Origin of the sequence: Nocardiopsis sp. TNDT3, from assembly GCF_003427465.1 — a bacterium.
GTDB classification, from domain to species: Bacteria; Actinomycetota; Actinomycetes; order Streptosporangiales; family Streptosporangiaceae; genus Nocardiopsis; species Nocardiopsis dassonvillei.
Genome location: NZ_QPFC01000155.1, coordinates 1 through 2,768 on the forward strand (window position 1 = coordinate 1; position 2,768 = coordinate 2,768).

Annotated in this window: 2 protein-coding genes; one reads left to right on the forward strand and one right to left on the reverse strand. The window is 74.9% G+C overall.

The genetic code is table 11. The annotated features are described in order from the left end of the window. Positions 1-38 precede the first annotated feature (38 nt). The gene (locus tag DQW06_RS04295) at positions 39-1,607 is read right to left on the reverse strand and encodes a DUF885 family protein (RefSeq protein ID WP_013151527.1); all 1,569 of its coding nucleotides are present in this window, start codon (positions 1,605-1,607) and stop codon (positions 39-41) included. A gap of 281 nt (positions 1,608-1,888) precedes the next feature. Here DQW06_RS04295 and DQW06_RS04305 point away from each other — a divergent pair, with 281 nt between their 5' ends. After that, entirely contained in the window at positions 1,889-2,728 is an 840-nt protein-coding gene (locus DQW06_RS04305; RefSeq protein WP_117197998.1) for a vancomycin high temperature exclusion protein, read from the forward strand. Positions 2,729-2,768 lie beyond the last annotated feature (40 nt).

Genomic DNA, 2,768 nt, shown 5'->3' on the forward strand with positions numbered 1-2,768 from the left:
CCCCTGTTGGCGGCTGTGGACGGCCCCGGCCCTCCGGCTCAGCCGCGTTCGACCGCAGTGCCGATCAGACCGATCGGCGGGGAGCCCAGGTCCAGCAGGGCCCGGTGGAAGCGCTCAAGGGTGAATCCGTCGCCCCAGCGCTCGCGCGCCCGCTCCCTCAGCCGCAGGATCTCCAGTTTTCCCCAGGTGTAGCGGCCGTAGGTGGGGTCGAAGGTGGCGCGGCGCGCCTCGGCCAGGGCCGCGGGCCCCTGGAGCGGCGTGTCCTCGGCGAAGCGGGCGGCCGCCTCCTCCACGGTCATGGTGCCGCTGTGCATGCCGATCGCCACGGACAGGCGGGTGACGCGGATGAGCGCCTCCACCCACACCCCGGTCTCGTAGTGGTCGGCGGTCCAGGCGGGGTCGCCCAGTCGTTCGGCGGCGTAGGCGCCGAAGCCCTCGTCCACGCACACCTCCTCAACGTAGTGCGCCCAGCCCTCGGCGAAGGTCATCGAGTGCAGGGCGCGGCGCACCGGCCCGGGCGCCCGGCGCAGCGCACGGCCGTGGGAGAAGTGGCCGGGAGCCACCTCGTGCACGCTCACGGCGGGCAGGGTGGTGTGGCTGAACATCTCCAGCCACTCGTCGGCCTCCTCCGCGGTCCAGGAGGCGTCGGGCGGGGTGATGAAGTAGAAGGAGGGCGTGTCGGCCTCCCACGGGCCCGACCACGCCATCATCGCGGTGGCCCAGCGCTGGGAGGGCGGGGAGACGTCCACGCGGCACTCGCCGTCGTTGTGGGGCGCCAGGCCGCGTTCGGCGGTGAACGCCACGGCCAGCTCCGTCCAACGGCGGGCGGCGTCCAGGACTCCGTCGGTGTCGGGGTGCTGGCGGGTGAGCTCGCGGACGAACTCCATGGTGTCGCGACCGGGCGCGAGGCGCCCGACGGCCTCGGCCAGACGCGCGCGCAGGCGGTCGCGTTCGGCGTCGGCGCGGACGGCCAGGTCCGCGAGGTCGACCTCGACGGCCTCACCGCTGCCCATGAGTCGGGCGAGCGGCCCGGCGCCGAGCCCGGCGCTGCGGGGACCCTCCCGCACCGCCTTCTCGACGTGGGCGAGCAGGCGCGCGTGCGCTGCGAGGGCCGCGTCGCGCACGTCGGCGGGCACGTCCTCGGGGAGACCGTCGGCCACACCCCGGACGGCGCCGAGGAGGGACTCGGCGAGGGGGGCGGGCAGCCGGTCCAGGGCCGCGATCGCGTTGTCGACCACGCGCGGCCACTCGGCCAGGTGGGCGACGCGTGCGGCGTCGCGCTCAGCCTGGGGCGCGTACGCGCGGTCGTAGCCCGACAGGTCGAGTTCGTTGACGTGGTAGAGGGGGTTGGCGCGGTGCAGCTGGAGTTCGCCCAGCTCGTAGCGCAGGGCGTTCTCGAAGGCGGCCAGGTGGGCCTCGTCGTGCGGGTCGTCGAGGGGGTCGCCGCCGAGTCCGGCCAGGGCCTCCCGGACCCCTTCGGGCGACAGGTCGGCGGCCTTGCCGTCGTACTCGTGCATGCCGGAGCCGTCGCGCATGTTCCTCGGCCTGAGGTCGGCCAGGCGCCGGAGCCGCGCGGGCAGGTCTTCGTGCTGTGGCTGGAAGGACATGCGGCGACTCTAGCCCCGGAGGGGGCCGTGCGGACAGACGGTCAGCGGCCCTGGAACGGGCCCGAGCCGGGCATGGATCCGGCCGGAAACCGGGCCCGGAACGCCGACCGCTTCGCGGGCCTGAGCCGGAGCCGGGTCGGAACCGGGGCCGTGCCGAACCCGAACCGGGCGAAGCCCGGCCACAACCGGACGGTCCGCACCGGAGCGGCCGGGTCCGCTGTGCCGTACCGGAACTTGCGCCGCACCGGAACTCCGGAGCGGGGCCGGGCGTCTTCCCAAGCGTGACGATCCCAGATCCCGCCACATCCCAGAGTCCCCTGTCCGACGACGACACCGGTGTCCTCCGTGACCAACCCTCCCCCGGTTCCGGCGGCTCCGGGGGCGGCACCGGCGACGCCGTCTCCGGCACCGGGAGCGCCGGGGCCTCCGCTGGCCGCCGCGGACGCCGGACGTGGCTGGGGCGCCTCGCCGTGCTGGCCGTGTTCGCGATGGTGGCGGGCTGCGTGCCGTTCCTGTGGGTGCTCTCCTCCACCTCCGACCACCGCCACACAGCCGCCTCCGTGCCGGAACGCCCGGTGGCGCTGGTGCTGGGCGCCGGTGTGCGCCCCGACGGGCGGCCCAGTCTGCTGCTGGCCCGGCGGCTGGACACCGCGGCCGACCTCTACTTCGCCGGGAAGGTCGACGTCGTCCTGGTGACCGGTGACAACAGCGTCGAGCACTACAACGAGACCGACACGATGCGCGCCTACCTGGTGGACGCCGGGGTGCCGGGAGAGCACATCGTCGGCGACTACGCCGGGTTCTCCACCTGGGACTCGTGCGTGCGGGCCCACGAGGTGTTCGGAGTGCGGGAGGTCACCGTGGTCACACAGGACTTCCATCTGCCCCGCGCCGTGCGGCTGTGCCGTTCGGCGGGCATCGACGCGGTGGGCGTGGCCGACTCCAGCCTGGAGGAGCGCACCTTCGCCACCGTGTACGGGTGGTTCCGTGAGGTCCCGGCGGCGGTGGCGGCGCTGGGCTCGGTGGTGCTGCGGCCCGACCCGACGTTCCTGGGCGACTACGAGACCGCTGTGGACGAGGCCCTGGCGCTGGAGCGCGAACCGGGCCCGACGGACGGCTGAGGCCGCCCCGGCCCCGGAGCCGTACGCGACGGCCCGGGGC

What these genes read in the sequence shown, in the direction of transcription:
- DQW06_RS04295 (WP_013151527.1), bottom strand. Translation starts at nt 1,607, where the DNA reads ATGTCCTTCCAGCCACAGCACGAAGACCTGCCCGCGCGGCTCCGGCGC.